Raw genomic sequence first — 3,124 nt, 5'->3', positions numbered from 1 at the left:
CATCCCAGTTTTTCATTCGTTTTTTTTGAAATTAACATGTTATTAGACAGCCTCTAAGAGAATCTTTTCAGTTTCTGGAGGGGATTTCGACGGCCATGGCCGGATGGTGAAAATGGCTCTTGAGCAAAGTGGCCACGGCCAGGTGCGCACGCGGATCCACAAACACCCGGGCCAGACGCCGCCGACTGTGACCCAGAAAATTGATGTGGTTGGAGGCGCGTTCGGCGGCCACGACCCGGCCCGAGCCATCCAGGACAAACACCGGCTCCTGCAAATCGGCATCGTATTGCAAATGCGCATAGGGGGTTCGTTCCACGCTGTCCATCCGGACCAGAAATCGCAGGGGGACCGGATGCGGATCGGTTTCTCCGGGCAAGGTCAGCGGCAGGGGTGTTGCCGCCTGGGCGGCCAAAAACTGCTCCAAGGCGCTGGCAGCCTGCTGGTCGTGAATCACATCGGTGAGGAGGCTCTGCCCCGGCTCTTCGGGATCGGTCATGCGCCAGCAAAGGCGACGATAAAGGGGTTTTCGATCCCGGAACAACCGGCTTTTCCAGCGCAATTCACCCCAGGGCAGGGGGGTATCCGGCAGGTGGACGGCCCAATGGTTGACGGCATAATCCACCACCGTATCATCCAGGGCGAGAAAGACATCGAGTGGCAGGGGGTTGCCGGATGCCTGCTGGATGGCATCGAGAAACCGGCTCAGTTCCAGGGGGGTTCCGGGGGGGTAGACGCCAAGAATTTCCCGGCTCCAGACCAGAAGGGCAAACAGGTGCATGAGCAGGGCGTCCATGGCCCGGATGGTTTTGTGGTGATAAACCTGTCGATACATGTTGTCGCGAGCGGCAATATAGCTCTCCAGGGCAGTGGGTCCGCGGGAAATATCGACGCACAGATGCAACACGCCGGCAACGTCACGTAAACGCAGACTGTGCAACAGCCACTCCAGATCATAGCGTCCATAGGCAACGCCCGTAAAATAGGCATCCCGGAGCAGGTAATCCATGCGGTCGGCATCCAACTGGCTGGAGATGACCTGCCGACCAAAATGGCTGGGAGAGTGGGGGTCGCGATCCCCCCCCCAGACCCGTTGCAAGCCTTGAATAAAAGTTGTTTCCCCGATATTCAGGCGCTGACAATGCCGACCGATGATCGTGCGGACAGGCCCGGGTTCGGCGATGATACGCCAACCCAGGGATTCGTGGTTTTCGGCATCGCCAAAGATGACCTCAAAAAGGTGTGAATAAGGGCCATGTCCGACATCGTGGAGCAGGGCGGCCACTTTGACCTGCAAGGCTGCCTCGCGATCAATCAACTCTGGATCCTGCATGCCCAGAACGCGCAGGATGCGTTTGGCCAGGTGCATGACACCCAGGGCATGGGAGAAGCGACTGTGTTCGGCGGTTGGATAGACCCGGGAGGCGGTCCCCAACTGCCGGATGCGCCGCAACCGCTGCATGGGCGGGGAGTCGATCAAATCCAGGATCATGGCATCGCCCCAGGCGACCGGATCCTGGGCGGGGGCATCGCTCTCCCGTTCCAGGGCAATCATGTCATGGATGGCATCCCGGAACACCTTGCGGGTCATGGGATTTCAGACCACAGCCAGCATGCGATTCAGGGCCAGACGGGCCGATGCAGCCTCCCGAGCCGGAACCGTGACGGGGTTGACCACATGGCCGGCCAACAAATTTTCCAGGGTCCAGCAGAGGTGTTGCGGATCGATGCGAAACATGGTCGAACACATGCAGATGGTGGGACAGAGAAAATGGATCTCCTTGTCCGGCATTTCATTTTTGAGGCGGTTGACCAGATTGAGTTCCGTACCGATGGCCCATTTCGAGCCAGGGGGTGCGGCACGGACCACCGATTGGATCTGTTCGGTGGATCCCAGGTGATCGGCCAGGCGGCAGACTTCGAAAGAACATTCCGGGTGAACGATGATCTGAATACCGGGCAACCGTTGCCGAAACAGATCGACATGGGCGGGCATGAACATTTGGTGAACCGAACAAAACCCGTGCCACAAAATGACCTTGGCTTGTTTGATGGCGGTTTCGGTCAAGCCGCCCAGGGGGGATAAATCGGGATTCCAGACCACGATTTGTTCCAGGGGAATGCCCAATTGCCAGGCACTGATCCGGCCCAGATGCTGATCCGGGAAGAAGAGGACTTTTTCGCGCTGGGCAAAGGCCCACTCCAGTATTTTCCGGGCATTGGAGGAGGTACAGACGGTTCCGCCATGGTCGCCGCAGAAGGCCTTGAGATCGGCGGTGGAGTTGACGTAGGTGATCGGAATGATGCTTTTTTCCACATCCAGGACGGATCCCAGTGCCTGCCAGGTGGCCGATACGGCAGAGAGATTGGCCATGTCGGCCATGGAGCAGCCGGCAGCCGGATCAGGCAGAATGGCCGTTTGTTCCGGGCCGGACAATATATCCGCCACTTCCGCCATGAAGTGAACCCCGCAAAAGACAATATAACGGGCCTCGGGACGCTGGGAGGCCAGACGGGCCAGCTTCAGGGAGTCGCCCGTCAAGTCGGCAAATTGATAGACCTCCTCCCTCTGATAATGGTGGCACAAAATGACACATTGAGAGCCAAGCTGTTCCTTGGCATGACGAATGCGACGTTCCAGAACGGCAGCATCGAGTTCATAGAGGGGTTCCAGGGAAACGGGCGGTTCGGTCATGGGGGTCTCGTCTGTCCGGCAGGGATTTCAGGTGACACGCTCTTTACAGCACATATCCTGAAGCTACTCTGACAAAAGCCCTGTTGATTCGCAAGCGGGAATCCTGGCACAGAGCATGTGTCACGACTCGCAATCCCCTCAAAATATGCGTAGACCGATGATAACGCACCCTGACCAGTGCAGGACTACGGAATACATCATGCCGCTTTTTGCCAATGGGATGCCAGAATGGCGTGGGTTTCTTCGGCGTACTGGGTCAAGGATTGATCCCAGGAGATGCCGTTGTGTTCGGCTGAGAAGGTGGCCATGGCCTGAATGAGCAGGTCCACCTGGGTGTTGACCAGCACGTTGCCATCCCCCAGCTTGATCTGTTCCACTTGATTGGCGGTTCCGTTTTCCCAGTTGCTGATCTGGACCTGATCGCCGTTTCCA

Annotated in this window: 3 protein-coding genes; all 3 read right to left on the bottom strand. The window is 57.8% G+C overall.

All coding sequences use genetic code 11. The features are described from left to right. Positions 1-67 precede the first annotated feature (67 nt). Entirely contained in the window at positions 68-1,588 is a 1,521-nt protein-coding gene (locus HQL65_20485; GenBank protein ID MBF0138612.1) for an HD domain-containing protein, read from the bottom strand. Between the two features lie 6 nt (positions 1,589-1,594). After that, complete coding sequence (gene nadA, locus HQL65_20480) at positions 1,595-2,692, bottom strand: quinolinate synthase NadA (GenBank protein ID MBF0138611.1); 1,098 nt, start codon at positions 2,690-2,692, stop codon at positions 1,595-1,597. 197 nt (positions 2,693-2,889) lie between these two features. After that, the coding region (locus HQL65_20475) for a hypothetical protein (protein ID MBF0138610.1) at positions 2,890-3,124 on the bottom strand (235 nt) is incomplete at its 5' end.

It is taken from the genome of Magnetococcales bacterium (assembly GCA_015228935.1).
In the GTDB taxonomy this organism is placed as follows: Bacteria; Pseudomonadota; Magnetococcia; order Magnetococcales; family DC0425bin3; genus HA3dbin3.
Note: the sequence above shows the minus strand (reverse complement) of the source record. Positions and strands in the feature narration are given on the sequence as shown.